Origin of the sequence: Cobetia sp. LC6 (genome assembly GCF_030264805.1) — a bacterium.
Lineage (GTDB): Bacteria > Pseudomonadota > Gammaproteobacteria > Pseudomonadales > Halomonadaceae > Cobetia.
The window spans coordinates 51,052-76,480 of sequence record NZ_JASSPL010000009.1; the positions used below are offsets into that span (position 1 = coordinate 51,052).

At 62.5% G+C, this 25,429-nt stretch carries 20 protein-coding genes and 1 pseudogene; 9 read left to right on the forward strand and 12 right to left on the reverse strand.

Translation table 11 applies throughout. The features are described 5' to 3' along the window. Positions 1–117: 117 nt before the first annotated feature. Entirely contained in the window at positions 118–1,140 is a 1,023-nt protein-coding gene (gene galE / locus QQF40_RS11640; protein ID WP_175088648.1) for a UDP-glucose 4-epimerase GalE, read from the reverse strand. 523 nt (positions 1,141–1,663) lie between these two features. On the opposite strand from galE, the gene QQF40_RS11645 reads away from it, so the two are divergent. Then, positions 1,664–3,160 (forward strand): SLC13 family permease, encoded by a 1,497-nt coding sequence (locus QQF40_RS11645; protein WP_285461429.1) that lies wholly within the window; start codon positions 1,664–1,666, stop codon positions 3,158–3,160. A gap of 241 nt (positions 3,161–3,401) precedes the next feature. On the opposite strand, the gene gltS is transcribed toward QQF40_RS11645, so the two are convergent. Further along, positions 3,402–4,592 carry a sodium/glutamate symporter gene (gene gltS, locus QQF40_RS11650; RefSeq protein WP_175088646.1) on the reverse strand — a complete coding sequence of 397 codons (1,191 nt, stop codon included), beginning with the start codon at positions 4,590–4,592 and terminating at the stop codon, positions 3,402–3,404. A 457-nt stretch (positions 4,593–5,049) separates the two neighbouring features. Next, positions 5,050–6,774, reverse strand: a complete 1,725-nt coding sequence (locus QQF40_RS11655; protein ID WP_285461430.1) for a 2-isopropylmalate synthase — start codon at positions 6,772–6,774, stop codon at positions 5,050–5,052. Between the two features lie 557 nt (positions 6,775–7,331). On the opposite strand from QQF40_RS11655, the gene QQF40_RS11660 reads away from it, so the two are divergent. After that, positions 7,332–7,820 carry an Lrp/AsnC family transcriptional regulator gene (locus QQF40_RS11660; RefSeq protein WP_175088644.1) on the forward strand — a complete coding sequence of 163 codons (489 nt, stop codon included), beginning with the start codon at positions 7,332–7,334 and terminating at the stop codon, positions 7,818–7,820. A gap of 125 nt (positions 7,821–7,945) precedes the next feature. On the opposite strand, the gene hppD is transcribed toward QQF40_RS11660, so the two are convergent. After that, on the reverse strand, positions 7,946–9,025 hold the full coding sequence (hppD, locus tag QQF40_RS11665; protein WP_285461431.1) for a 4-hydroxyphenylpyruvate dioxygenase: 1,080 nt from the start codon (positions 9,023–9,025) through the stop codon (positions 7,946–7,948). A gap of 358 nt (positions 9,026–9,383) precedes the next feature. After that, positions 9,384–9,989 (reverse strand): LysE/ArgO family amino acid transporter, encoded by a 606-nt coding sequence (locus QQF40_RS11670; RefSeq protein ID WP_175088642.1) that lies wholly within the window; start codon positions 9,987–9,989, stop codon positions 9,384–9,386. 135 nt (positions 9,990–10,124) lie between these two features. On the opposite strand from QQF40_RS11670, the pseudogene QQF40_RS11675 reads away from it, so the two are divergent. Further along, a pseudogene (locus QQF40_RS11675) lies at positions 10,125–11,062 on the forward strand (LysR family transcriptional regulator ArgP). 54 nt (positions 11,063–11,116) lie between these two features. Here the strand turns inward: QQF40_RS11675 and argE are convergent. Together argE and QQF40_RS11685 are read right to left on the reverse strand one after the other, a co-directional pair. Further along, positions 11,117–12,355 (reverse strand): acetylornithine deacetylase, encoded by a 1,239-nt coding sequence (argE, locus tag QQF40_RS11680; RefSeq protein WP_285461432.1) that lies wholly within the window; start codon positions 12,353–12,355, stop codon positions 11,117–11,119. A 156-nt stretch (positions 12,356–12,511) separates the two neighbouring features. Continuing rightward, positions 12,512–13,390 (reverse strand): EamA family transporter, encoded by an 879-nt coding sequence (locus tag QQF40_RS11685; RefSeq protein WP_175088640.1) that lies wholly within the window; start codon positions 13,388–13,390, stop codon positions 12,512–12,514. Between the two features lie 141 nt (positions 13,391–13,531). Between QQF40_RS11685 and QQF40_RS11690 the strand changes: the two genes are divergently transcribed. Beyond that, a complete protein-coding gene (locus tag QQF40_RS11690) occupies positions 13,532–14,962 on the forward strand; it encodes an aminotransferase-like domain-containing protein (RefSeq protein WP_285461433.1) in 1,431 nt (476 codons plus the stop codon). 137 nt (positions 14,963–15,099) lie between these two features. Here the strand turns inward: QQF40_RS11690 and fdhA are convergent, their stop codons facing one another. After that, positions 15,100–16,308, reverse strand: coding sequence for a formaldehyde dehydrogenase, glutathione-independent (gene fdhA / locus QQF40_RS11695; protein ID WP_175088638.1), 1,209 nt, complete (start codon positions 16,306–16,308; stop codon positions 15,100–15,102). Positions 16,309–16,748: 440 nt separating this feature from the next. Here fdhA and QQF40_RS11700 point away from each other — a divergent pair, with 440 nt between their 5' ends. Both QQF40_RS11700 and cfa read left to right on the forward strand, forming a co-directional pair. Continuing rightward, a complete protein-coding gene (locus QQF40_RS11700; RefSeq protein ID WP_175088637.1) occupies positions 16,749–17,126 on the forward strand; it encodes a hypothetical protein in 378 nt (125 codons plus the stop codon). Positions 17,127–17,593: 467 nt separating this feature from the next. After that, the gene (gene cfa / locus QQF40_RS11705) at positions 17,594–18,772 is read left to right on the forward strand and encodes a cyclopropane fatty acyl phospholipid synthase (RefSeq protein ID WP_285461434.1); all 1,179 of its coding nucleotides are present in this window, start codon (positions 17,594–17,596) and stop codon (positions 18,770–18,772) included. Between the two features lie 7 nt (positions 18,773–18,779). Here cfa and QQF40_RS11710 read toward each other — a convergent pair whose 3' ends face one another. The 3 genes from QQF40_RS11710 to QQF40_RS11720 all read right to left on the reverse strand — a co-directional run bounded on the left by QQF40_RS11710 (position 18,780) and on the right by QQF40_RS11720 (position 21,196). After that, entirely contained in the window at positions 18,780–19,301 is a 522-nt protein-coding gene (locus QQF40_RS11710; RefSeq protein ID WP_175088635.1) for a MarR family winged helix-turn-helix transcriptional regulator, read from the reverse strand. A gap of 128 nt (positions 19,302–19,429) precedes the next feature. Continuing rightward, positions 19,430–19,636: a hypothetical protein gene (locus QQF40_RS11715; protein ID WP_285461435.1), complete on the reverse strand. Its 207-nt coding sequence runs from the start codon at positions 19,634–19,636 to the stop codon at positions 19,430–19,432. Between the two features lie 6 nt (positions 19,637–19,642). Then, on the reverse strand, positions 19,643–21,196 hold the full coding sequence (locus QQF40_RS11720; protein ID WP_043331281.1) for a sigma-54-dependent transcriptional regulator: 1,554 nt from the start codon (positions 21,194–21,196) through the stop codon (positions 19,643–19,645). A 468-nt stretch (positions 21,197–21,664) separates the two neighbouring features. Between QQF40_RS11720 and phhA the strand changes: the two genes are divergently transcribed. The 3 genes from phhA (at position 21,665) to QQF40_RS11735 (ending at position 24,082) form a co-directional block, all read left to right on the forward strand. Beyond that, positions 21,665–22,459, forward strand: a complete 795-nt coding sequence (phhA, locus tag QQF40_RS11725) for a phenylalanine 4-monooxygenase (protein WP_285461482.1) — start codon at positions 21,665–21,667, stop codon at positions 22,457–22,459. Positions 22,460–22,548: 89 nt separating this feature from the next. Further along, positions 22,549–22,887, forward strand: a complete 339-nt coding sequence (locus tag QQF40_RS11730; RefSeq protein ID WP_054555480.1) for a 4a-hydroxytetrahydrobiopterin dehydratase — start codon at positions 22,549–22,551, stop codon at positions 22,885–22,887. A 1-nt stretch (position 22,888) separates the two neighbouring features. Further along, positions 22,889–24,082: an amino acid aminotransferase gene (locus QQF40_RS11735; protein WP_285461436.1), complete on the forward strand. Its 1,194-nt coding sequence runs from the start codon at positions 22,889–22,891 to the stop codon at positions 24,080–24,082. Positions 24,083–24,192: 110 nt separating this feature from the next. Here the strand turns inward: QQF40_RS11735 and QQF40_RS11740 are convergent, their stop codons facing one another. Continuing rightward, positions 24,193–25,416, reverse strand: coding sequence for a LysR family transcriptional regulator (locus tag QQF40_RS11740; protein WP_285461437.1), 1,224 nt, complete (start codon positions 25,414–25,416; stop codon positions 24,193–24,195). Positions 25,417–25,429 lie beyond the last annotated feature (13 nt).

Consider the following 25,429-nt stretch of genomic DNA (forward strand, 5'->3'; position numbering starts at 1 on the left):
CCCGCGACCGCTTCGAGAGGTCTTCACACAAGCGCCGTCAACTCAAGCTCGGTCAATTCAAGCTTGGTCAAGTCAAGCTCGGTCAATTTCGGCGCACTGACCATGCAGTATCAATTGTCAGGCACTGCGATAGCCGTTGGGGTTGCGTGACTGCCAACGCCAGCTGTCGGCCATCATGCGGTCGAGACCCAGCTCTGCCTTCCACTTGAGCTCGCTGAAGGCCTTGTCCGGCTCCGCCCAGCACTCGGCGATATCGCCGGCACGACGCGGTGCGATGCGATACGGCACCGGACGACCGCTGGCCTTCTCGAATGCCTTGACCATGTCCAGCACGCTATAGCCGGTTCCCGTCCCCAGGTTGTAGGTGTGAACGCCATCGCGCGCATCACCGGCCAGGTAGTCCAGCGCCTTGAGATGGCCATCGGCCAGATCGACGACGTGGATGTAATCGCGCACCCCGGTACCATCCGGCGTCGGGTAGTCATCACCGAACACGGCCAGTTCCTTGAGACGACCCACGGCGACCTGGCTGATATACGGCACCAGGTTGTTGGGGATGCCGTTGGGGTCTTCACCGATGGTGCCGGACTCATGGGCGCCCACTGGATTGAAGTAGCGCAGCAGCGCGATACGCCAGCTGTCATCCGCGACAGCCAGGTCGCGCAGCACTTCCTCGACCATCAGCTTGGAGCGGCCATAGGGATTGGTCGCGGAGGTCGGGAAGTCTTCACGGATCGGTGTGGAAGCCGGATCGCCATACACGGTGGCGGAAGACGAGAACACGATACGCTTGACCCCGGCACGCGCCATGGCGGCACACAGCACCAGGGTGCCATTGACGTTGTTGTCGTAGTAGGCCAGCGGCTTGGCGACGCTCTCGCCGACCGCCTTGAGCCCGGCGAAATGGACCACGGCCTCGATATCGTGACGCTCGAACAGGCTGTCGAGCAGCGCGCCGTTGCGGATATCCCCTTCGACGAACGGCACTTCACGCCCGGCAAGCGTCGCCACACGCGCAAGAGAGGCTTCGCTGGCATTGGACAGGTTGTCCAGCACCAGCACCTGATGGCCGGCCTCCATGAGCGCCAATACCGTATGAGACCCGATGTAGCCTGCACCACCCGTGACCAGAATCATCAATCATCTTCCTTGTGAAGTAACGCGACAGCGGGCCACGCAGTTGCCCTGCGCTGGCCCTGTTCATGGCTGCTAACCCTACCTTCCAGCCCTTGCGCTCACAAGTCCACAGCCAACGACAGCGTCTGTCGCCAGACAGCAACCTGACCCGTGCAAGATGGCGTCACACAGGGGCCTGGCCGGAGGTTGGAACGCCTCGGATCACGCGTCGCGCTTGCGCGGCGTCAAGGTTTCACTAACCGGCGTTTCAAAACAGGCAATGAAGGCTATTGAGCCGCGCCGCAATACTGAGACAATGGCCGCGCCTTGTCGCATGAGCGCCCGGCTGATCGACTCGCGAGCGACTTTCTGACAAGGCAGGCAACATGACACGCCGTGCACGTCACCCCGACCGGGGATATATGCGCGGCATGTAATGAATAACACCAACACGACAACTCGCCATCACCTACCATGACCCATACCAACAACACGATGACCACCATGATGAGGAAGCCAGTCGCCGACCGGCTTCTCTGGAGTCGACATGCCTGAGCAATCTCCCGATCACATCGCTGATCAGTCCACTACGCCGCCACAAGCGCCACTCGCGGCGCGCATCGGCCTGATACTCGGACCGCTCCTGTTGCTGATGACCTGGCTTACACCGGCGCCGGGTGACATGCCGGACAGCGCCTGGCTCTGCGTCGGCCTGGCCCTGCTGATGGCCACCTGGTGGGCTACCGAGGCCCTGCCGATCCCGGTGACCTCACTGCTGCCCATCGTACTGGTGCCGGCACTTGGCATTGACGACATCAAGAGCACCACAGCCGCCTATGCCAACCCGACCATCTACCTGTTCCTCGGTGGTTTCCTGCTCGGGATCGCCATGCAGCGCTGGGACCTGCATCGCCGCGTGGCCTTGCATACGCTGAAGCTTGCCGGTCATTCCCCGCGCCGCCAGATCGCCGGCTTCATGATCGCCACCGGCTTCATCAGCATGTGGGTATCCAACACCGCCACCAGCATCATGATGCTGCCCATCGGCATGTCAGTGGTCAGCCTGATGTCGAGTGGTCAGGATGAGCGCGACAGCAATGACCCGGAACTGAAGCGCTACGCCGCCGCCTTGCTGCTGGGCATCGCCTACTCCGCCAGCCTCGGCGGTATCGCGACCCTGATCGGCACGCCGCCCAATGCCCTGCTGGCAGGTTACCTGTCCAGTGATCAAGGCATCGAGATCGGCTTCGCCCAGTGGATGCTCGTCGGCCTGCCGGTCGCCATCGCCATGTGTGCCATCACCTGGTGGTGGCTGACGCGCACGCCCTTCTCCTTCAAGTCCGAGACGGCAGACAGCGGCGAGATGATCAGCCGCGAGCTCAAGGCACTGGGTGCCATGAGCAGCGCCGAGAAGCGTGTCGGCGTTGCCTTCCTGGTGGCTGCCCTGCTATGGATGTTCCGCCCGCTGATCAACCAGATGGGCCTTGCCTGGCTGTCGGACACCGGCATCGCCATGGCCATCGGCGTGGGCCTGTTCGCCATTCCCTCCGGCACCTCACGCGGTCGTCGACTGCTGGTGTGGGAAGACGCGCGTGACCTGCCCTGGGGCGTGTTGCTGCTGTTCGGGGGTGGCCTGGCACTGGCGGGCGTGATCAAGAGCTCGGGCCTCGCCGAGTGGATCGCCGGCCAGCTGTCGATGTTCAGCGTGCTGCCGCTTATCGGCCTGGTCGCCATCGTTGTCGTGGTGATCATCTTCCTGACCGAAGTCACCTCCAATACCGCGACGGCAGCCGCCTTCCTGCCGCTTTTGGGAGCACTGGCGCTGTCACTGGACATCGATCCGCTGCTGATCACCGTACCGGCGGCCATCGCGGCCAGCTGCGCCTTCATGATGCCGGTGGCGACCCCGCCCAACGCCATCGTGTTCGCCACCGGCCACCTCAAGATCCAGACCATGATGCGCGCCGGCTTCTTCCTGAACCTGGCCGGTACCGTGGTCGTCACCCTGCTGGCCTATGGCCTGATCGTGGCACTGTGGGTGTAGAAGCAAGTGCTGACGCGGAGCCTGGAAGGCCACGAGGAAGAGTACGAGGAGAAGAGTGAAGGTGAGAACGAGGGGGAAAACACAAGCGCCTGACAAGTTTTTCACTGCCCTTGAAGCCTGAGCCCTCGAAACCTGTAAGCCTCAGCCCCGAAACGACAACGCCGGACTCCAATGGAGTCCGGCGTTGTCGTTCATGCCAGGCAGATTCTGCGACTTCTCATCATGACACCTGCGGTCATGTTCAGAAGAAGCCGAGGAAGCCCTTGATGATCAGCGAGTTGGCGATATCGATCAGGAAGCCGCCCACCACCGGCACGATGATGAAGGCCAGACGCGACGGCCCATGATGCTGCGTGACCGCTTGCATGTTGGCGATCGCCGTCGGCGTGGCGCCCATGCCGAAACCACAGTTACCCGCGACCAGTACCGCTGCGTCGTAGTTCTTGCCCATCAGGCGGAAGGTGATCTGGGTGGTGTAGAGGAACACCAGCGCAACCTGTGCCAGCAGGATGGCCAGAATCGGCAGTGCCAGATTGGCCAGATCCCAGAGCTTGAGTGTCATCAGCGCCAGCGCCAGGAAGATGGACAGGCTGATATTGCCCAGCACATCCACGGCGTGGGTATTGAGGTGCTTGTCGCCGAAGGCGCGCACCACATTGCCGATGACGATACAGCTGAACAGCACCCACACGAAGGTCGGCAGCGAGAAGGCGGTGCCCGACGTGAGCGACTGCAGCTGCTGGCCACAGACGACTCCGAGCAGCAGCATGAAGAGTGTCTTCAGGGCATTGGCCGTATTCAGCGGATGCTGGACTTCCGTCTCGTCATATTCGGAATCGCTGACCTGGGCGTTGATGTCCTGCCCTTCGCGCTTCATGCGATTGATCAGGAAGCGTGCCGTCGGCCCGCCGATCAGGGAACCGAACACCAGCCCGAAGGTGGCACAGGCCATCGCGACTTCCATCGCGCCATTGATGCCATATTCATCGGCGAAGACGTTGGCCCATGCTGCGCCGGTGCCGTGACCACCGGACATGGTGATGGAGCCACCGAGCAGACCCAGCACCGGATCAAGACCGAACAGGCTGGCGACACCGACACCCAGCAGGTTCTGCAGGATGAGCAGACCGATGACCAGCGCGAGGAACAGCACCAGCTTGCTGCCGCCGGCACGAATCATGCGAACGTCTGCCGACAGGCCAACGGAGCCGAAGAACAGCAACATGAAGGGAGTCTGGAGGCCGCCGAAGAACTGGAACTCGTAACCCAGGCCGCGCAGGCCGGTGACGATGATGGTAGCGATGAGGCCGCCGACCACAGGCTCGGGGATATTGAATTCGCGCAGCACGCGCACGCGCTCGACGATCAGATGGCCAACGACGAGGACAAGCGCCGCCAGCAACAGGGTGGTGATAGCATCAAGTTGAATCATGCGATACCGATGAGTAGTTGTGGGTTGTTCTAGCGGACCTCCTGAACGAGAGGTGCACTGGCGATTCCCGACCAGAGCATGGATGGGGACGCATCCATTATCTCTTCCATCAGGGGGGTTGCCTTTGCACCGCTTGGAATTGTTGTGTTCTCGAATCCGGTCTGCCACCAGATCGTTATCATTATGCGGGTGCAGCGATGATACGCAGGGTGGGCACCGGTGCAAGCCCGGATGTTGACTGAGCCGTCAACATCAGACAAAAGTCTATAGGGGCCTGGCGAGCATGACACGTATTTTCCACGCAAGCCTACCCGCGTCAGCCCAGCAACGGCGGGCGTGAGCGCCAGCCGGGCAACTTCTGCCCTGCCGCGAAACGCAAAGACCCTCGCTCTGATGAGCGAGGGTCTCGAGAGAGGCAAAAAAGCCTCTGATCAGTCACGCATGAGGCGTGATGTCATCAGACAGCGACCGGGCCGGCTTCCTCGGCACGTTCCGCTTCGCTGCGTGCACTGCTTTCCAGACCGCGATTGACCGCCGACAGCACGGCCTTGAGCGACGCGCTTACGGTATCGCCATCCTCGGCCATGCCGCAGACACGCTTGCCATCCAGGTTGAGCATCACGAAGGCCACCGCGACGGCATCGCTGCCTTCGCCGAGGGCGTGCTCACCGTAGTCCACCACGCTGACGGTGGAACCGGTGTGGCGCTGCCAGGCATCCATGAAGGCGGAGATGGCACCATTGCCTTCACCGGCCAGCGCGATCTGCTCGCCCTTGTCATCGACCAGTGTCGCGGTGAGCTGCTCAGCCCCTTCGCGATCCAGACGATAGCCCTTGAGACTCAGCGGCGCTTCGCGCTTGAAGCTGGCATCGAGAATCGCGCGAATCTGGTCGCTGGACAGCTCACCACTGACCTGCTCGCTGGCCTTCTGCACGTGCGGCGCAAGCTCGAGGCTCATCCAGCGCGGCAGGCTGATGCCGTGATCCCGCTCGAGCAGGAAGGCCATGCCGCCCTTGCCGGACTGACTGTTGACGCGGATCACCGCCTGGAAGTCGCGACCGAGATCCTGCGGGTCGATGGGCAGATAGGCGACCTGCCACGGCTCGTCAGGCTGCTGCTTCTTGAGGCACTTGCGGATGGCATCCTGATGGCTGCCGGAGAAGGCGGTGTAGACCAGTTCGCCGACCCACGGGTGACGCGGGTGAACCGGCAGGTTGGTGCACTCGGTGTAGACCTGGATGATCTCGTCCGGGTTGGAGAGATCCAGCTCCGGATCGATGCCCTGGCTGTAGAGGTTCATCGCCAGGGTGATCAGGTCCATGTTGCCAGTGCGCTCACCGTTGCCCAGCAGGGTGCCTTCGATACGGTCAGCCCCGGCCAGCAGGCCAAGTTCGGCGGCGGCGGCGGCGCCACCGCGGTCGTTGTGGGTGTGCAGCGAGATGATCGCACAGTCACGACGGCTCAGGTGCTTGATGAAGTACTCGACCTGGTCGGCGAAGTGATTGGGCGGGCCCACTTCCACCGTGGCCGGCAGATTGAGGATGCAGCGTTTTTCCGGCGTCGGCTGCCAGACATCCATCACCGCTTCACAGACCTCGACGGCGTAATCCATCTCGGTGGAGGTGAAACTCTCCGGCGAGTACTGGAACACCCAGTTGGTGTCCGGGTAGCGCTCGGCGTAGTCCTTGACCAGCTGAGCACCCTCGACGGCGATGGCCTTGATGCCGTCACGGTCCATCTCGAACACCCGCTCACGCTGCACGGTGGAGGTGGAGTTGTAGACGTGAACGACGGCATCACGCGCACCGACCAGCGATTCGAAGGTGCGCGCGATCAGATGCTCACGCGCCTGCACCAGCACCTGGATGCTGACGCCTTCCGGGACCTGATCTTCCTCGATCAACCAGCGCACGAAGTCGAAATCGAGCTGACTGGCGGAGGGGAAACCGACTTCGATCTCCTTGAGGCCGATCTTGACCAGCAGCTTCCACATCAGCTTCTTCTGCTCGACCGTCATCGGCTCGAGCAGCGCCTGATTGCCATCACGCAGGTCGACACTCGCCCATAGCGGCGCCTGAGTCACGGTACGCGACGGCCACTGGCGGTCGGTCAGTGCAACAGGGGGCACGGGGCGATATTTGGTGTGGTCGAAGGCAGCACTTGGCGTGGATGCAGCAGTCATGGTCGGTTCCTTGGCGGTCTGGGTACGAAAAACCGGCAATCGAGGCCCGATACGGGAGATCGATGGCACCTTTCGCACTCAACAGTGTCCCAATCGGGGCGCCTGAGTAAATGTGAGATGACGAAGGCGTGAAGGCCTTGCATCCGAAAGCTTGCCGTCAGCAGGGCAAGCAAGCAAGTCGGGGGCAGAGTAACGTCACTGCCCGCCGCAAGCCCTGGGACCGGATCACGGTCTCCAGCGCGGGAAGAAGGACGATGGGATCACCACCAGAGCCCTTTCGGCAGCCTCGCTTCGATCAGAAGCCGACTGCGTACCGCGTTCACCGGTTGCAAGAGGCATGTCGCCAGCGCCGGTGGCTCATCCTGCTCAGGTCTGTCGTTCGCGTCGTGCGTCGTGTCATGCGACAGCCACGACCCGAGCGGACGTCTTCATCGCTGAGCAGTGATTACAGTATATGCCGCATTTCAGGGCGGACGATTGCGAAAATTACATGACATCGCCATCTTAAAAGCAGATTATTTCACCATTCATATCTTCATCGCCAATGGATTGCGAAAATGAGCCAGAATATTTCTCTTCCGACACTGGACCGCTTCGACCGTCGCATTCTTGACGAGCTTCAGCACTCGGGTCGCATCAGCAATCAGGAACTCGCGGAGCGCATCGGCCTGTCCCCGTCGCCTTGCCTGCGCCGTGTTCGTGCGCTGGAAGAAAGCGGCATGATCACCGGCTACCGCGCCCAGATAGATGCCCGCAAGCTGGGACTCAGTCTGATGGCGCTGCTGCATATCTCGATGGACCGTCACACCCCGGAGCGCTTCACCAACTTCGAGGACACCATCGCCTCGCTGCCCCAGGTGATGGAATGCCTGCTGATCACCGGCCAGGAAGCCGACTACCAGCTCAAGGTGGTGGTCAAGGACATGGATGACTATCACGACCTGCTGCTCAAGCAGATCACGCGGATCGAGGGTGTGACCGGCGTGCATTCAAGTTTCGTGCTGCGCCAGGTGATCGATCACCAGCGCGTCCCGACGACCTCCTGAGCCTGACTGTCTGAATCAGGCCCTCATCAACATGAAAGCCCCGTCGGCTATCACCGGCGGGGCTTTCATGTTGATGAAGACACCAGCGTGATCACGCGGTGTTCAGGGCGTGCCGATCGGGAAAGTCACTCGCCACCGATGATGCCGCGGCGAATCTGGTCTTCCTCGATGGATTCGAACAGCGCCTTGAAGTTGCCCTCGCCGAAACCATCGTTGCCCTTGCGCTGGATGATCTCGAAGAAGATCGGTCCAATCACCGTCTCGGTGAAGATCTGCAACAGAATCCCCTCCCCCGGCGCGCCATCGACCAGCAGATTCAATGCCTTGAGGTCCTCGACATTCTCCTCGTGGTTGGGCACCCGCGCATCGACCTTCTCATAATAGGTGGCCGGCGTGGTCAGGAAGGTGACGCCATTGGCCTTGAGCGCCTTGACGGTGGCATGGATATCATCCGTCGCCATCGCCAGGTGCTGAATGCCCTCCCCATTGTATTCGCGGATGAATTCCGCGATCTGGGAGTCATCATCCGCTGACTCGTTGATGGGGATGTGCATCTTGCCGCAGGGTGCCGTCATCGCGCGCGAGAAGAGCCCGGTCATCTTGCCTTCGATATCGAAATATCGGATCTCGCGGAAGTTGGCGATACGCGAATAGAAGTCTGCCCATACATCCATCTGACCGCGCCCGACATTGTGGGTCAGGTGATCCAGCGTATGCAGGCCGACACTGTTGGCATTCTCGATTGCGCCATCAATGGCGACGAAGTCGGTATCGTAGATCGAGCGCTCGCGGTGATGGTCCACGAAGTACAACACCGAACCGCCGATGCCTTGCACCGCGGGGATGCCCACCTCGCCCGGCCCGACCGGATGCTCGACGCTGCGCGCACCGTGCGCCAGTGCGTAACGATGCGCCTGCTCGGCATCCGCCACACGCCAGGCCATCGCACAGGCACTCGGGCCGTGGATCGCCGCGAATTCCGCCGCCGGGCTATTCGGCTCGGCGTTGAGCACCACATTGATACCGTGCTGCTGGAACAGGAACACCTGCTTGGATCGATGGCGGCGGGTCTCGGTAAACCCGAGCTGGTTGAACAACTTGCGCAGGGCATCAATGCCGGCCGCATCCGGGGCCGTGAATTCGACGAACTCGAAACCGTCCGTGCCAATGGGATTGTGCTGTTCGATACGCGCCGGTGCGTTCATGAGAGGCTCCTGAGTCAGGCTGCCGACAGGGCAGGCAAGGTAGAGAAAAGGCGGGCAACATCCTTCACGACAGGTGAATGCGTCACACTGACCACCTGTCGTATCCCGATTCCGTTATCGGAAATCTATGCCTTGCCTGCCGCCCTGCCCATGCGCCTTGCGCCTGCATTGGTGCCGTGCCCTGCCTCCCCTCACGCCAGACATGTAACGAATCTCTGCCATAGCGCAGACGGCCATCTCGACACTGCCCTCTCGGGGCGCTCCCGCTGCGGCGAGCGCCTGACACTGCGTCATGCTTTCTTTACACCCATCGGCGCATCACGCTTGCTGCTGCCTCTTGCCCGTCTTGCGTTGGCTGCTAGAGCCAGGCGCCGCTGCCCAATTGCCAGGCCACCCATAGCAGAATCGTGGCGATGAATGCCTCGATGACCTGCCAGGCGCGCGGGCTGGTCAGGCGTGGCGCCAGCCAACCGGCACATGCCACCAGGCCGAAGAACCAGCCGAAGGAGGCCAGGCTCGCCCCGACGATGAAGCTCTCCGGTGACGGCTGTTGCGCGCCGATCGCGCCCAGCATCACCAGCGTATCCAGATAGACCTGAGGGTTGAGCAGCGTGACGGCCAGAGTCGCCGCCAGCACCTTGCCAAGATTGGCCTTGAGGGCGTTGCTGGCCGTCAGCTGGCCGCCAGTGCGCATGCGCCCCAACGCCTTGAGTGCCTGCCAGAGCAGAAATGCCACGCCGCCCCAGCGGGCAATGCTCATCAACAGCGGTGATTGCTGCATCAGCGCGCCAAGCCCGAGCACGCCGGCGATGATCAGCACGCCATCGCACAGTGCGCAGAGCCCCGCCACCCACCATTGATGCTCGCGCTTGAGCCCCTGCCCCAGGACGAAGGCGTTCTGCGCCCCGATGGCGATGATCAAGCCTGCGCCTACCCCGGCCCCATTGAAGAATGACCACCACATATCGCCTGTCCTTTCGTCGTGTCGTTGCCGTGACTGACAACGCATGCCACGGCTGCCAGTGCTGAGGCAGGCAGAGTACGCTAGGATGAATACATCAAGGAAATTGATTCAGGGAATGGATCATAAGGAATATTGATGCTGGACTATAAATTGCTGGAGGCGCTGGCGGCCGTCATCGATCAGGCGGGCTTTGAACGCGGGGCGAGAGCATTGGGGCTGACGCAGTCAGCGGTCTCGCAGCGCATCAAGTTGCTGGAAGCACGGCTGGGGCAGCCGGTACTGGTACGTACACCGCGACTGGGGCCGACACCGCTCGGGCGGCGCCTGCTCAATCATGTCCAGCAGGTACGCCTGCTGGACATGACCTGCTCGACCAGATTCCCGCCCTCGGCGAGAGCGAGCAGCGACTGCGCATCGCCATCAATGCCGATTCGCTGGCCACCTGGTGGCCGACCGTCACCGGCAGTTTCTGTCGCGAGCGTGACCTGTTGCTGGACATGCTGGTGGAGGATCAGGAAGTGGCGCTCAGGCGCATGCGCGACGGTGAAGTCGCGGGCTGCATCTGTGCCACGCCACGCCCGGTGCAGGGTGCGCGCTCCCATCCGCTGGGCAGCATGCGTTATCGGGCGCTGGCCAGCCCGGACTTCGTGCAGCGCCATATCGCGAAGAAAGGCCACGCCATCCCGCCCATTCTGCCGGCCGAGACCCTGCGCAACATGCCCGCCATCGTCTATGGCCGTGATGACCGCCTGCAACACCGGCTGTTGTCGACCATGGGCTTCGATGAGCCCTTCCCACACCATCTCTGCCCGTCATCGGAAGGTTTCGTGCGTCTGGCCCTGAGCGGCATGGGCTACGGCATGATTCCCGAGCAGCAGGCGGCACATCTGCTGGCCAGTGATGCGCTGGTGGATATCGCGCCAAACCATGCCCTCGATGTACCGCTTTACTGGCATCACTGGCGCCACGGAGGCAGCACGCTGGACAAGCTCACCGACCACCTGTTGCGGGAATGTGCCACGGCATTGCGCCCGATGCCGGAGCAGGAGACACCCCGCCCCGGCACGCTGTGAGAGCACGCTTCAGTCGTGCATCAGGCCCATCAGAAGGGACTCAACACAAGAGCCTCAGCCACCCTGTTGCTCACGCACCAGCTGGGACAGGAAGCGATCACAGGCCGTCAGCTGGCTGAGTTCGATGTACTCATTGGCCTGATGCGCGACCCCGATGGAGCCTGGCCCGCAGACCACCGTCGGCCAGCCTTCACTCTGGAACTGGCCCGCCTCCGTGGTGTACGCCACGGCCTCGCTGGCCCGCTCGTCGCCCAGCAGGCGCTGGCAGAGACGAATGGCCGGGTCTCGATCGCCATGCCCCAGTGAAGGCACCGTTTCCACCGTGCGTTCGCTACGAATCGCCACTTCCGGCGCCCGCTCACGATAGGGAGCGACCAGACGCTCGGCGTGGGCATCGATCTCCGCCAGCATCGCCTCGACATCCTCGCCCGGCAGGTGGCGCAGCTCCCAGTCGAAGATGCACTCCCCGGCGGTGATGTTGACCGCCGTGCCGCCCTCGATGCGCCCGACGTGCAGACTGGCGTGGGGCACATCGAAGCGCTCGTCCAGATGGCCGCAGTCGATGCGCGCCTGCATGCGGTCTTCGATGAAGGTCACCATGCGCGCCGCCAGATGGATGGCACTCACCCCCTGATAGACCAGGCTGGAATGCGACGGCTTGCCGGTCACCGTGGTGCGCAGATCGGTAATGCCCTTGTGGGCATCGACGATCGCCATCATGGTCGGCTCGCCCACCAGCACCGCGGCCGGACGCGGCAGGCGGTCACGCAGGCGCGCGATCATGCGCGGCGCGCCCAGACAGCCGATCTCCTCGTCATAGGAGAAGGCAAGGATCACCGGCTTCTTGAGCGTGCCCGCACGCTGGGCATTCACCAGTGCCGGCACCGCCGCCATGCAACAGGCGATGAAGCCCTTCATGTCGGAGGAACCACGCCCATAAAGGCGACCCTCGGCCTCACGCAGCGTGAAGGGATCACTGTCCCAGGCCTGGCCCTCCACCGGCACCACATCGGTGTGCCCGGAGAGCACCACACCGCCCTCGACCTGTGGCCCGATCACCGCCAGCAGATTGGCCTTGTCGCCGCCATCGTTGTGGATGACCTCGGCACTGACACCAGCCACTTCCAGGGCGTCGCGCAGGCAATGGATCAACGCCAGATTCGACTCGCGCGACACGGTATTGAAGCTGATCAGGTGCGCCAGCCAGTCGCGGCTGTCGGGCCAGTCGGAGAAATCGGCGCGCTGTGGCATCAGGCTGGCGGTATTGGCGATGGGGGACGCTGAAGCGGACATGGGCATTCCTGTGCAGATACATCAGAACGGAGAGCACCACGCGCAGCGCGCTGGCCTCATATGCTCACCGGTATAGCGCAGCGCCTCTTCGACAACAAGGGCCTGACTGCCACAAGCGCCTGGCTACGACAAGCGTCCGGGGGCCCGGGGCTGCGTTCAGCCACAGGTGGCCGGCGCCTTGCGACGCACGGGATACAGTACCAGCGCAATTCCCAGCAGGAAGATGCTGCACGAGACCCACTGCGCCAGCGACAACTGCTCATCGAAGATGACGTAACCACTGAGCAGCGCGAAGACCGAGACCAGCAGCGTCAGCGGCGCCAACTGACTCATCGGATACTTGAGCAGCATCCGGTTCCAGACCCAATAACCGAACAGCGTCGTCGGATAGGCCTGAAACAATACCGAGATCCAAGCATCTTCCCCCCACTGCTGATAGGTGGTGCTCAGCACGCCCCAGCCGTTCATCGCGACGCTCAATGCGATCAAGGGCAGTGGCGCGAACAACATGCCCCAGATGTTGAAGGCGAAAGGCATGCGCGTGCCGGAGCTGCGCAGTATCACGCCCGCCAATGGCCAGCAGGTCGCCGCCAGCAGGATGAAGGCCACGCCAGCCAGTGTCACGTTGCCGTTGGTGGTGAAGATCGCAACCACCAGACCGATGAGCGAGACCAGAATGCCCGCGGCCATGCGTGGCGAGATGATCTCCCTATAGAGCAGCACACCGACCAGCACCGTCGTCAGCACATCGACCTGCAGCAACACTGCAGCCATGCCTGACGACAGCCCGAAGGTGATCGAGCACGACGCCATGCCCCAGATCCCGGTACCGAATACCAGTCCGTAGGCCATCAGATGGCGCCATGGCACTTCCGGCTTGCGAATGAAGAGGATGATCGGGAAGATCGCGCACACGAAGCGCGCTGCAGCGATCAGCAAGGGGTCCATGTCACTGACGCCAAGTTTGATCATCGAGAAGTTGAAGCCCCAGATTGCCATCACGCTGATGATGAGCAGTAGATCCCGTCCCTGCATGGCCGTCCTCCTTATCCCTTGCGATGAACGTGCGCCAAGCGTGCGATCAGGCTTGATCGACGCCGAGAAAGGCTCAGTCTCACTTGTCACATCAGAAGCGTACAGATACAGTTTTCTGATATTCCACCAGTACAATTTCCCATGGCGCTCTATCGACAGCTGGCAGAGAAGTGCATTGAGGATATCCAGAGCGGTAGACTCAGCACTGGTGATCGCATGCTGTCGCTGCGCCAGTTTTCCCGCCAGCACGGCATCAGCGTGTCGACAGCGGTCAGCTGCTACGCGGAGCTGGAATCACAGGGTTGGCTGGTGGCTCGTCCACAGGCCGGCTTCTTCATTGCTGACCAATCCCATGTCGTGCCCACTCCCCGCTGGCAAGCCTTCCAGAGCCGAGTCGCCACTCCGCAACGCAGGTGCATGAGCGGGCACGGCATGGAGGGACACCGCCCGACTGCACACCACACAGACAAGTGTCGTCAGGACAGACTGTGGGGGCCGCTGGGCACGGCGCATCTGGCGCTGGACAAGGTGACTCGGCAGGCACTGGAGCGCAGCCTGCGCCGTGCCATGAAGCGTGCCTCGCATAACCTCACCCGCTATCCGGCTGCCCAGGGAGACCCTGCACTGTTGAGTGCACTGGCGACTCACTTCACCCGGACAGGCTTTGCCCTGAAGGATGAAGAACTGGTGATCACCCACGGCTGCATGGACGCCGTGAAGATCGCGCTCGAGGTCTGCACGCGCCCCGGCGACACCGTGGCGGTCAGCTCGCCGTGCTACAACGGCCTGCTGGATCTGCTCTCGCAGCTATCACTCAACGTCATCGAGATTCCCTCCTGCACTGAGGGCATCGATCTCGATCAGTTCGAGCAGCACCTCGACAACGGCCAGCTGCAGGCCGGTCTGTTCTGCACTACGCACATGAACCCGCAGGGCATCACCCTGACCCCCGCGCAGAAACAGCGCCTGGCATACCTGGCCAATCACTATCGCGTGCCGGTGATCGAGGATGATGTCTATCTCGAACTGACCCATCGCGTAGCGCCGCCACTGCCGGCGGCCTATCACGATACAGAGGGCTTCATTCTGTGGTGTGGCTCGGTTTCCAAGACCCTGACACCGAGCTACCGCCTGGGCTGGTGCCGCCCGGGCCGCTTCCTGGCGGCATATCTCGAGCGCGCACTTGGCGTGCCGACACTGATACAGTGCGCCATCGCGGACTTCATCGATTCCGGTGCCTATGCCAGTCACCTCAAACGCGTTCGTCACCAGCTCACCCAGCTCAGGGCCTTCTATCTCAATTACCTGAGCAAGCACCTCCCCGCTGGCAGCTGGGTGACTCAACCACAGGGCGGCCTGGTACTGTGGGTCGAAGTGCCGGGGCTTGATGCCAGGGCCCTTGGCAAGGCTGCCGTGCAGCAACAGCTCGATATCCGCATCGGCCCCTGGTTCACGGAATCCCCGCGCTACCGCGACTGTCTGAGGCTCAATATCGGGCTTGTCCCGGATGAGGTGATCGAGAAGGAACTCGCCCGCCTGATGAAGCTGATCGAATTGCACTGTTCAGTCTGAGGGTGGCTTCCAACAACCAGAAACGACGATGCCACGCCCCATTCACAGGGCGTGGCATCGTCATCTGTGGTGAAAGACTTCTGCGACAGGAGCGCCTGGCAGAAATCAGCCCTGCTCAGCATCCATCCGATCTGGAATCAGGCGGCACGGCCGTTGCGCACCATGGCGTGGGGGTCGATGACGAATTTCTTGGCAGCGCCGCCATCGAAGTCTGCATAGCCCTGCGGCGCTTCTTCCAGACTGATGACCTGCACATTGACCGCATCGGCGATATTGACGCGCCCGAACAGGATCGCCTGCATCAGCGGGCGGTGATACTTCATCACCGGGCACTGGCCCGTGTGCAGCGAGTGGGACTTGGCCCAGCCCAGCCCGAAGCGCATCGACAGCGCCCCGACCTTGGCGGCTTCATCCTCGGCGCCCGGGTCTTCGGTGACATAGAGACCGGGAATGCCGATCTGGCCGCCGGCACGCGTCAGCGCCATTGCCGAGTTGAGCACCGTGGCCGGCTGCTCACGGCCGTGGTCACACCCGCAGCCATGCGCCTCGAAGCCGACGCAATCGACGAAGCAATCCACTTCGCGCTCGCCAAGAATCAGCTCGACCTTGTCTTCCATCGAGCCTTCCTGACGCAGATCGATGGTCTCGCAGCCGAAGCTCTCGGCCTGCTGCAAGCGCTCGGGGATCATGTCACCGACGATGACACAGGCCGCCCCCAGCAGCTGGGCGGAGACGGCCGCCGCCAGCCCTACCGGCCCGGCGCCCGCGATATACACCGTGGAGCCCGGCCCGACCCCCGCGGTCACACAGCCGTGGAAGCCGGTGGGGAAGATATCGGACAACAGCGTCAGATCACGGATCTTCTCCATCGCCTGGTCGGCATCCGGGAACTTGAGCAGGTTGAAGTCGGCATAGGGCACCATGACGTAATCTGTCTGACCGCCAGTCCAGCCGCCCATGTCGACATAGCCGTAGGCCGCACCGGGACGCGCCGGATTGACGTTCAGACAGATCCCCGTCTTGCCTTCCTTGCAGTTGCGGCAGCGGCCGCAGGCAATGTTGAAGGGTACCGAGACGATGTCACCGACCTTGATGAATTCCACATCGCGCCCGGCCTCGACGACCAGACCGGTGATCTCGTGGCCAAGTACCAGGCCCTGCGGGGCCGTGGTGCGACCACGCACCATGTGCTGATCACTGCCGCAGATATTGGTCGAGACGACCTTGAGAATGACCCCGTGTTCACACTTGCGATTTCCCAGCGCCAGGGTCGGATAGTCCAGTGATTCGACACTCACCTTCCCCGCTCCCTGGTATACGACTCCACGATTGGCATTGGCTGACATGACGTGCTCCTGGCTGGCATGGGATTTGGCACGTGGCCGGCCACAGGCAAACAAGCAGGCTTGCGCCACCCGTCACTTTTCCTGCACCGGCCACCGGCCCCCGGTCGGTGGCGTCCAACCGGTAGGGCTCATGCAGACTAGGTCAGTTGCCACAGGCTGGCTGTCCAGATGAGGCATCGACATGCCTAAATGAGACAGCTCACGACCAAAGTGTCACTTTGGTTACCCGCAGCCCGTTTGCCAGTGCCCCGCGCCTCTGTCGTTGGCGGCAGGCGACAGCCAGCGTCGATGCTTCTCGACACTTGAAGCACGCGCTCATACCCCCCAGTACTGATGTCAGCGTCATCTTGACGACAGGTATCGCGACCCGAGCCCGTTTTGCGGCGGCTCTGGAAGACAGTTCTGAAAGACAGCTCTGAAAGACACTTCAAGGAGAGATCATGACCCTGACATCCAACGCCCTGCGCAATTCCTGCATGACCCTGGCCATCGTCGGTTCCGCCTTCATCGCCGGTTGCGGCAACACCAGCGTGATCGAGAAGCAGGACACGCGCTACGAAGTCAGCGCCGTCGATGAAGACCGCGATGATGCCATCGCACAGGTCAAGGAACGCGCACTCGAGGTGTGTGAAGAGCAGGACCGCGACAAGTACGATGTGCTCGACTCGCGCGTCTTCGGCCCGCACGACGCCACCGCCAAGGCCGCCGACGGCAATGACCAGCTGGAAGGCGGCACCGTCAATGAAGACACCGAAATGGCTGCCGCCACCCATGAGGGCGAAGGCTACAAGGTCGTCTGGACAGTGCGCTGCCGCTGAAGCGCTCCCCCGTCAGGTAGCGTGACCTGACAGCGCGATCGAAAGCACAGCATCCATCGGAAAGCCGCCCTCAGGGGCGGCTTTCTTGTGTTCCGACATCCGAAGCCCCCCGGAAAGCCGACACTGCCAAGCCTGTGTTCCAAGTCCGCAACCATAGGTTGCCCCGGAAATCAGCCTATTGCGTCACCGCATTAGACGACTCTTGACTATGCTGAGACGACAGCTGCCCCAACGCCGCTTCTGATCGCCGCGTATACCTGGTGAAGAACGTTGTTACCAGACACCCGGCTGGCATACCTGCGGCGACTCGGATGCTGAACATGCATGAACCTTGTTGCATGAAGCGTGTGCACTGCCGTGCGAGACATTCGGCAACCCTATCGCCCGGGGACTGTCGATCACTGCCATACACCATGACGAACCCATCAGGACTCTCTGCGCCCGCGCGCCGTCAAGGAGGCTTTTCCATGAGTATCGAACAACGTCTGGCCCCCGTTGCACTCCCCGACACCCGTCATCGACGCACCGTCGAACACCTGCTGGCAGGTTCCGGCGTCAGGCTCAATGGGCCTGATCCCTGGGACATTCGCGTGCGCCATCCGGACCTCTTCCGGCGGGTGCTGCAACAAGGCAGCCTGGGACTGGGCGAGGCTTACATGGAAGGCTGGTGGGACTGTGAGCAGATCGACGAGATGATCTGTCGCCTGTTGCGACATGGCCTGGGCAGCCGCGCCCACACCACCAGCGAGCGAATCGCCTATCGACTGCAGGCCGGAGTGATCAACCTGCAGAGCCGCCGCCGCGCCGGCGTGGTCGGCAAGGTACATTATGACTTCGGCAATGACCTCTTCACGCGCATGCTGGATGACACCCTGTGCTACAGCTGCGGCTACTGGAAAGATCTGGCGGTGAGCGCGGAGAACCTGGGCAAGGCGCAACAGGCCAAGCTGGATCTGGTGTGTCGCAAGCTGGGGCTCACGCCCGGCATGCGCCTGCTGGATATCGGCTGTGGCTGGGGGAGTCTTGCCGCCTACGCCGCGCGCCATTACGGCGTGGAGGTCGTCGGTATCACCATCTCCGCCGAGCAGGCCGCGCTGGCGCGCGAGCATTGCGCAGGGCTACCGGTGGAAATCCTGCTCAAGGACTATCGCGATCCTGACTTCCGGCGCACGGTCGGAAGCTTTGATGCCATCGCCTCGATTGGCATGTTCGAACACGTCGGCCACAAGAACTACGCCACCTACTTTGCGCATGCCGCGCATCTGCTGCGCCCCGGCGGACGCTTCGTGCTGCATACCATCGGCTCCAACCAGAGTGATATCTCGGCCGACCCCTGGGTCAATCGCTATATCTTCCCCAATGGCGTGCTGCCCAGCGCCAGTCAGCTGGTACGCGCCAGCGAAGCGCATCTGGTGATGGAGGACTGGCACAACTTCGGCGCCGACTATGACCCGACATTGATGGCGTGGCGTGCCAATCTCGACCAGCACTGGCATGAGCTGGCCGATACCTACTCACCGCGCGACAAGCGCATGTTCGAGTACTATCTCGGCGCCTGCGCAGGTGCCTTCCGCGCCCGCCAGCTCCAGCTGTGGCAGGTGGTGTTCACCCATGGCACCGCAGGGCGCTACGACGCGCCACGCTGATCGGATGCTACCCCTGGCGACTGCGCTGATATTCAGCCTGGGAGCGCGCGATGCTGGCACTGGCATTGTCTTCGAACTGGAGAAGAGCTCGGGCGAAGGCATTGAGCTCTTCGTCATCGAAGCCGACGTACAGCTCGGCACGCACTCGCTCGATGCGCTCCGTCAACTGGGCCAGGCACTGGCGGCCTTGCTCGGTGAACCACAGACAACGCGCCCGCTTGTCGGTCTCATGCGCCACGCGCGCGATCAGCTGCCGAGCCTCGAGCTGGTTGAGGGTGCGCGTCAGAGACGGCATCTCGATGCCCAGCTCACTGGCCAGCATCTGTTGGGTACACCCCTCGCCGAGCTTTTCCAGATGGACCATGACCGTCCAGCGCGATTCCGTCATGTCCAGGCTACGCACCGCGCTGGTGATGGCGGTGCGCCACAGACGATGGACCCGGCCGACCTGGCCACCCAGCGAGGGCTTGATCTGCTCGTGAAGCGGGATTTCCTGTGTCGAATCCGACCCCGGAGAAGGTGCGCTCATGTTTCATCTCTCGACATGAAGGCTCCCATGACACTTCCCCTCATCGGTACTGAGCGGAAGCCCCACGAGAGCCTGGATTGGTGAGGCGTCAGGGTAACTGTTGCCGCCGACACCAGACGCCACCTACATTAGCTTGCTAACAATATGAGAATCATACCCTTTATTAGCGAGCAAAACAATTCGCCAATCCCGATATCCAGACACGCATTCAAGCCCCTCTCCGCTCCTGCCTTCTTGCCTGCCTTCTCCCCCTTCTTCTCCTTCTCCTTCTCCTTTTCCTGCTCGTCCGCTTTTCTCGCGCCCTGTTGTGCTGACTCTCCCGCCATCAACTGCACCGTGGGTCACTCCTGTGCGATGCCGTGACGCTTGAGCTTGTTGGCGATGGTGGTATGCGAGACCCCCAGACGCTTGGCCAGCAATCGGCTGGACGGATACTCGGGATAGAGATGCGCCAGGATGCGCCGTTCGACTTCGTCATGGATATCGCCCAGGCTGCCGGTCAGGTCGATATTGTCCAGCCCCTCATCACGCGCCTCCCCGGTCAGGCGCAGATGCTGCGCCTCGATCACCTCGCCATCGCACAGCGACACGGCCTGAAACAGCACATTCTCCAGCTGACGCACGTTGCCCGGCCAGTGATAGCCCTGCAGGCGCGCCATGGCCTCGGGCGAGATATCTCGCACACGAGCGCCGATCTGGCGCACTGCCCGCTCGAGAAAATGCCTCGCCAGCTCCTCGAGCCCATCCAGACATTCCCTGAGCGGCGGGATCTGCACACACAGCACATTGAGGCGATGGAAGAGATCGTGACGGAAGCGCCCTTCACTGCACAATGCCGGCAGGTCCTGTTGGGTGGCGCAGATCACGCGCACATCGAGGAAGGTTTCCTCATCGCTGCCGACACGCCGGAAACCGCCGTCCTGCAAAAATCGCAGCAGCTTGACCTGCATGCGCGGGCTCATCTCGCCGACCTCATCCAGGAAGATGGTGCCGCCACTGGTCAGCTCCAGCAGGCCCAGCTTGCCCTCCGGGCGCGCGCCCTCGAAGGCGCCCGGGGCGTAACCGAAAAGCTCCGTTTCAGCCATCGACTCCGGCAGCCCCGCGCAATTGAGCGCCATGAAGGGTGCCTGGCCGCGGGGGCTGGCCAGGTGGCAGGCCCGCGCCAGCAGCTCCTTGCCGGTGCCGGTTTCGCCCTCGATCAAGAGCGGCGCATCCAGCGGAGCCATGCGGCGAGCTTCCTTGACCACCGCCGACAGCTGACGGCTCGCCTGGAATATCGCTTCGAAGCCGCGCACCTCGGTGCGCTGGATCTGATAGATACGCGAGCCCAGGCGGTCTGCACGGTGCAGGGTGACCACGGCACCCGCCAGCGAGGCAACATCCTCGTTCTCGGTGTGCAATGGCGCGATATCGGCGAGAAAGGTCTCCTCCCCCACCCGCAGGCGCAGACCATTGACGCGGGCATTGTTGCGTCGGATCAGCTCCGGCAGATCGACATCCTGGACATGACGCGTCAGCGCCAACCCCGGCACCTCATCGATGCGTACCCCGAGCAACTTGCCCGCCGCGCGATTGGCCGCCACCACGCGTCCATCCATGTCGATGGACATCACCGGGTCTGACAGCGATGACAGCAGCGCATTGAGCTCCAGATGGCGTCGCTCGGTGGGCATCAGGCTGACACGACTGACCTTGAAGACCCCGGGAATCTCCTCGAGAGTCGGCTTCAGGGTGGAGAGCTGCATACGCAGCATGTTGGGCACATGCAGATAGATGGAGTTGTTGGCCTCTCCGCCCACCTCACCGCGCAGCACATTGAGGCCGTAATCGGCAAAGGGAGCCAGGATGTCGCGCAGGATCCCGATTCGATTCTGACAGGTCAGTTTGAGGCGCATGGCGTTCTCGGCATTGTTGTTGGAATTCTTGTCGAAATGATGTCACCGGCTTGACGTCGCCGACCGAGTGACGGCTGAGTGACGTTAACGTAAGCGTTATCAAAAACCTCGTAAAGCATTCCTTACAAAAGACGGCGACACAGAAGTGCATGAGCGCCCGAATGGCACAGGATACGCCCAGTCACCGCTCCAGTGTCAGAATTATGTGACAAGACACGTGCCAACGCGGACTCATCTGCCGCGCAAAGCCACGCCTGACCACTGGTCAACGCCACCCGACAAGGCCTAGCGTTGTCATCGACATGCAAGGATTGGCATGTACGCCATAATGACAACACGGCAGCCTGCTTGGCAGCGCCGCCAACTCGTTGGGGAGGTTGCATGAACGCACCGCAGGGTCGTCATTGGCCACAGACATCCCAGGAAGCTCAGCACGGCTCGCAAACCAGGGCCAAGGGCACCCGCTACATGGCCCATGAGCCTGATGCCCGGGGCCATATCCAATACAGCGATCAGGAAAACGCCACCTGGCAGACACTGATGACGCGCCAGATGGCACTGGTCGAGGGGCGTGTCTGTCGCGAGTATCTGCAAGGGCTCGAGCGCCTTGCCCTGCCAGTGGACCGCATCCCCCAACTTGGCGAGATCGATCGTGTCCTCGAGGCCGCCACCGGCTGGCGAACCGCTCGCGTGCCGGCCTTGATCCCCTTCACGCGCTTCTTCGAGCTGCTCGCCGAGCGGCGCTTCCCGGTCGCCACCTTCATCCGCTCCCCGGAAGAACTCGACTACCTGCAGGAGCCGGACATCTTCCACGAGATTTTCGGCCACTGCCCGATGCTCACGCATCCCGCCTTTGCCGAATTCACCGCCACCTACGGACGACTCGGTCTTGCCGCCAGCAAGGAAGAACGCGTCTATCTGGCCCGCCTCTACTGGATGACGGTGGAATTCGGCATGCTGCGCGAGACTCAACCCGATGGCAGTCGTGCGCTGCGCCTCTACGGCGGCGGCATCATCTCCTCGCCACGCGAGACCCGCTATGCCCTGGGCGAGCTTGCGGACAACCTCGAGCGGCCCGAGCATCTGCCCTTCGATGCCATCGAGGCACTGCGCACTCCGTATCGCATCGACATCCTGCAGCCGCTCTACTATGTCCTTGAGTCACTGGAGGACCTGCATGAACTCGCCAGCCGCGACATCATGGCGCTGGTGCACGAGGCCATGGCACTCGGTCTCAAGACACCGCGCTTCGCACCACGTTGATCGCACCATGCTGATCGCACCAGCACCCTTGCCCCATGGGGTACGCCTTTCCATCAACCCCACCCTTTCCTCAAGCCGGAGATAGCGCCATGACCGAACTCGCCAGACAGTCCTGTGAAGCCTGCAGCTTCGATGCCCCCAAGGTCAGCGATAGCGACATCGAGACGCTCAAGACCGCCATTCCCGAGTGGCAGTTGCTCAATCGCGATGGCATCATGCAACTGGAACGGTGCTTCACGTTCCGCAACTTCAAGCAGGCACTGGCATTCACCAATCGCGTAGGCGAGATTGCCGAGGAAGTCGGGCACCACCCGGCACTTCTCACCGAGTGGGGCAAGGTCACCGTGACCTGGTGGTCCCACGAGATGAAGGGTCTGCACAAGAACGATTTCATCATGGCCGCCAGAACCGACGAGGTAGCGAAATAAGATGTTCGAGCAGATTGCGCGTGTACCCGGGGATGCCATCCTCGGCCTGATCGAAGCCTTCAACAAGGACACCAACCCGCAGAAGGTCGACCTCGGCGTGGGCGTCTATCGCGATGCCAACGGCAATACGCCGGTCATGCGTGCGGTCAAGCAGGCCGAGAGCCGCCTGGTCGAGAATGAAGTCACCAAGACCTACATCGGCTCTCACGGTGACCCGCGCTTCGGCAAGGTCGTGCTGCCGATGGTGCTGGGCGCCGAGTCGCCGGTGCTGGCCGCCAATCGCGCCAGCGCCACCCAGGCGCCCGGTGGTACCGGTGCCCTGCGTCTGGCCGCGGACTTCATCGCCAGCAACCTCAAGGGCCGTGATATCTGGCTGTCGACCCCGACCTGGCCGAACCACCTGGGCATCTTCGACGCCGCTGGCGTCACGCGCCACAACTACCCCTACGTCGACGAGAACAACCGCCTCGACTTCGATGGCATGCTGGCGACGCTCAAGACCATCCCGGAAGGTGACGTGGTGCTGCTGCACGCCTGCTGCCACAACCCGACCGGTTTCGACCTGAGCCGCGAGCAGTGGGACCAGGTGCTGGAAGTCGTCCAGGCACGCAAGCTGCTGCCGCTGATCGACTTCGCCTACCAGGGCTTCGGTGACGGCCTGGAAGAAGACGCCTACGGCGTGCGCCTGCTGGCCGAGAATGTCGATGAAGCCATCATCACCAGCTCATGCTCCAAGAACTTCGGCATCTATTGCGAGCGCACCGGCTGCCTGATCCTGATCGCCAAGGACGAGGAGAGCATGCTCGACGTGCGCTCCCAGGCCGCGATCACCGCGCGCGAGAACTACTCCAATCCGCCGGCCCATGGCGGCGCGGTGGTCATCGATATCCTCGAGGACGACACCCTGCGCGGCGAGTGGCAAAGCGAGCTGACCGAAATGCGTGAGCGCATCAACGGCCTGCGTCGTGACTTCGTCGAGGCGCTCAAGCCGTATGGTCTGGATGAGCAGTTCGCCTTCATCGCCGAGCAGCGTGGCATGTTCTCCTACACCGGCCTTTCGCCGGAACAGGTCGATCGCCTGCGTGACGAGTTCGGCATCTACATGGTGCGCTCCGGGCGTGCCAACGTGGCCGGTTTCTCCACCGAGAACCTGCCCTATGTGGCCAAGGCCATCGCGACCGTCGTCAAGAGCTGAGCCCAGGCCAACGCTTCGTGAAAGATATGAAAAAACCCGCCGATTGGCGGGTTTTTTCATTGCCTGTACAAGGCATCGTCAGGCGTTATCGGCCGCCAGCATTCTGATCATCACTCCTCGCCCTCCTGCGCAAACCCGGCCAGGCTCGCCGCCACCTCCTCTTCGAGCAGACTGATCAACAGGGTCTGCACCGCGTTCAGTGCCTCTCCTTTCCCGGCCATCGGGCACTGCCATGTGAGCTCCAGATAGCGCTCGCTGCGCATCGAGAGCGGCACACCGATCAGGTCTCCACCGGCATCTTCAAGAACTTGATGCGCCGACAGCGCATCAATGATGGTGGCGGCACTGCCCGCGCGCGCCAGGCGCCCAGCGCTTGCCGGCGTGGCGACTTCCAGCAGACTCGCCGGGGTCACACGCTCACGCTTGAGCAGCCCACGAATCAAGCGCCCCTGACTGCTGGTTTCCGGCAGATCGACAAACGGGCGTTCATTGAGGCGAGCAAGGGTCAGCGGCTTGTCCAGCAGCGGCCAGCGCGAGGGCCACAACAGTATCAAGGGCAGCCTCAGCACGGGCGGAGCCTCGGCTTGCGCCTCGTCACTGGCCTCTTCGCTTGCCACGCTCCGGGGAGCGGCCCCCTCGGCATTGTGCGCATCATCCTCGACGTCAAACGGCAGCTCCGGTGTATCCCCCAGTTCTGGCATGGCCGCCTTGGCGGTAGGCTCTGCCTCGTCATCATTGCCCTCGATGAGAGTCGTCTCCTCGCGCGCTCGCTGACGCAGGCTGGCCTTCAGCTCGCGGGCGCGTGCCGCTGCGGTCTTGGCACGCTTGCCACCCTGGGGCTCCGGCGGTGCTTCCAGGCTCACCGCCATCGCGACCCGGCCCTCGTGGATGGCGAGGTCATGCTGTGATACCTCCAGCACTTCCAGGCTTGGCAGCCACTCACTCAAGGCTTCACTGGCCGCGATACGCGTCAGCCAACCGGCACTGAATGCCTCCAGACCGGGCGTCACCGCCAGCACGAGACGCGGACGCTTGCCGCTGCCCGGCCCGAAGGCCAGTCGCCTGAGCTCGGATTGAGCGCTGAACATCCGGGCGAGTGATGGCGTCAGGCGCTCGGCTTCCGGGGTCGGCACCAGCTTGCCGCCCTCACGCAGAAACAACGAATAGCCCAGCGTCTGCTCGAGCTGCGCCAAACCCCGCGAGACCACCGGCACACTGATCCCCAGTTGAGCCGCACCGCCTTTCATCGAGCCACACTCGATCACCGCCCACAGCATTTCCAGCTGACGCAGCCGTATGCCGGGTTCACGGGTGCCTGTGTCTGACTGCGCCATGGTGTTGCTCCTT

Bases quoted from the DNA above. Each gene is read 5' to 3' on its own strand.
- QQF40_RS11660 (WP_175088644.1), top strand. From the start codon at position 7,332: ATGAGCCAGAATATTTCTCTTCCGACACTGGACCGCTTCGACCGTCGC.
- QQF40_RS11700 (WP_175088637.1), top strand. From the start codon at position 16,749: ATGACCCTGACATCCAACGCCCTGCGCAATTCCTGCATGACCCTGGCC.
- gltS (WP_175088646.1), bottom strand. From the start codon at position 4,592: ATGATTCAACTTGATGCTATCACCACCCTGTTGCTGGCGGCGCTTGTC.
- fdhA (WP_175088638.1), bottom strand. From the start codon at position 16,308: ATGTCAGCCAATGCCAATCGTGGAGTCGTATACCAGGGAGCGGGGAAG.
- QQF40_RS11735 (WP_285461436.1), top strand. From the start codon at position 22,889: ATGTTCGAGCAGATTGCGCGTGTACCCGGGGATGCCATCCTCGGCCTG.
- hppD (WP_285461431.1), bottom strand. From the start codon at position 9,025: ATGAACGCACCGGCGCGTATCGAACAGCACAATCCCATTGGCACGGAC.
- QQF40_RS11710 (WP_175088635.1), bottom strand. From the start codon at position 19,301: ATGAGCGCACCTTCTCCGGGGTCGGATTCGACACAGGAAATCCCGCTT.
- QQF40_RS11645 (WP_285461429.1), top strand. From the start codon at position 1,664: ATGCCTGAGCAATCTCCCGATCACATCGCTGATCAGTCCACTACGCCG.
- phhA (WP_285461482.1), top strand. From the start codon at position 21,665: ATGGCCCATGAGCCTGATGCCCGGGGCCATATCCAATACAGCGATCAG.
- argE (WP_285461432.1), bottom strand. From the start codon at position 12,355: ATGTCCGCTTCAGCGTCCCCCATCGCCAATACCGCCAGCCTGATGCCA.
- QQF40_RS11730 (WP_054555480.1), top strand. From the start codon at position 22,549: ATGACCGAACTCGCCAGACAGTCCTGTGAAGCCTGCAGCTTCGATGCC.
- QQF40_RS11740 (WP_285461437.1), bottom strand. From the start codon at position 25,416: ATGGCGCAGTCAGACACAGGCACCCGTGAACCCGGCATACGGCTGCGT.
- QQF40_RS11690 (WP_285461433.1), top strand. From the start codon at position 13,532: ATGGCGCTCTATCGACAGCTGGCAGAGAAGTGCATTGAGGATATCCAG.
- QQF40_RS11720 (WP_043331281.1), bottom strand. From the start codon at position 21,196: ATGCGCCTCAAACTGACCTGTCAGAATCGAATCGGGATCCTGCGCGAC.
- QQF40_RS11655 (WP_285461430.1), bottom strand. From the start codon at position 6,774: ATGACTGCTGCATCCACGCCAAGTGCTGCCTTCGACCACACCAAATAT.
- QQF40_RS11685 (WP_175088640.1), bottom strand. From the start codon at position 13,390: ATGCAGGGACGGGATCTACTGCTCATCATCAGCGTGATGGCAATCTGG.
- cfa (WP_285461434.1), top strand. From the start codon at position 17,594: ATGAGTATCGAACAACGTCTGGCCCCCGTTGCACTCCCCGACACCCGT.
- QQF40_RS11670 (WP_175088642.1), bottom strand. From the start codon at position 9,989: ATGTGGTGGTCATTCTTCAATGGGGCCGGGGTAGGCGCAGGCTTGATC.